The sequence below is a fragment of the Alcanivorax sp. HI0044 genome (assembly GCF_001634945.1).
In genome coordinates this window covers 1-721 of the sequence record NZ_LWEZ01000205.1, presented here as the reverse complement: position 1 = coordinate 721, position 721 = coordinate 1, and the positions used below count along the sequence as shown (strand labels likewise).

Annotated in this window: 1 protein-coding gene and 1 pseudogene; both read left to right on the top strand. The window is 58.4% G+C overall.

Features of this window, described 5'->3' with window-relative positions; genetic code table 11:
• Window positions 1–216: pseudogene (locus A3730_RS30915) on the top strand (sulfite exporter TauE/SafE family protein); the annotation flags it as partial.
• A gap of 102 nt (window positions 217–318) precedes the next feature.
• Window positions 319–721 (top strand): hypothetical protein (locus A3730_RS02475; RefSeq protein WP_063537411.1); only part of this gene is annotated, 403 nt, incomplete at its 3' end.

Here is a 721-nt window from a genome sequence, read left to right as displayed (position 1 = left end):
GTCTGGCTGTCGCTGAACAGCCTGCTCACCGTGGTGTTCCTGATCGACGGCACTTTGCTGCCGGCAGCCCCGCGTATCGGTTTGCTGGTACCTGTGGTTATCGCGGCCATCCTGTTGGGAGAGTGGTTGCATCACCGGGTGAATGAAGAGCGTTTCCGCCAGGCGGTGTTTATAGTGCTTTGGTGCACCGGGCTGATTCTTGCCTGGCCGGGGTGAGGTTTTAGCTACGAGCTACGAGCCTAGAAGCTAGAGGCTCGTAGCTGTCTCTTGGACGTGGTATTCATGTGATTCCTTGTTCGCAGGTATTCAGGAGCGCTCATGTCCACAGTGGAAATTCGCCCGGTTACTGGTATTGCCGTCGAGCCCTGGCTGGATGCACTGGCGCAATTGCGTATTGCGGTGTTTCGGGATTACCCCTATCTCTACGACGGGGATCTGGATTACGAGCGCCGTTACCTGGACCGCTATGCCCAGTCTGACCGTAGCGTGTTTGTGCTGGCGCTGGAATACAACCGGCTGGTTGGTGCGGCGACGGCGCTACCGCTACGTGAGGCGGATGAAGAGTTCCAGGTGCCGTTCCGGCAATTGGGTGCCGAGCTGGATTCGGTGTTCTATTTCGGAGAGTCGGTGCTGCTCAAGCCCTATCGGGGCGAAGGCGTGGGGCACCGCTTTTTTGATCTGCGCGAGCAATACGCGGCGGATTTCGGGTTTCGGCATACCG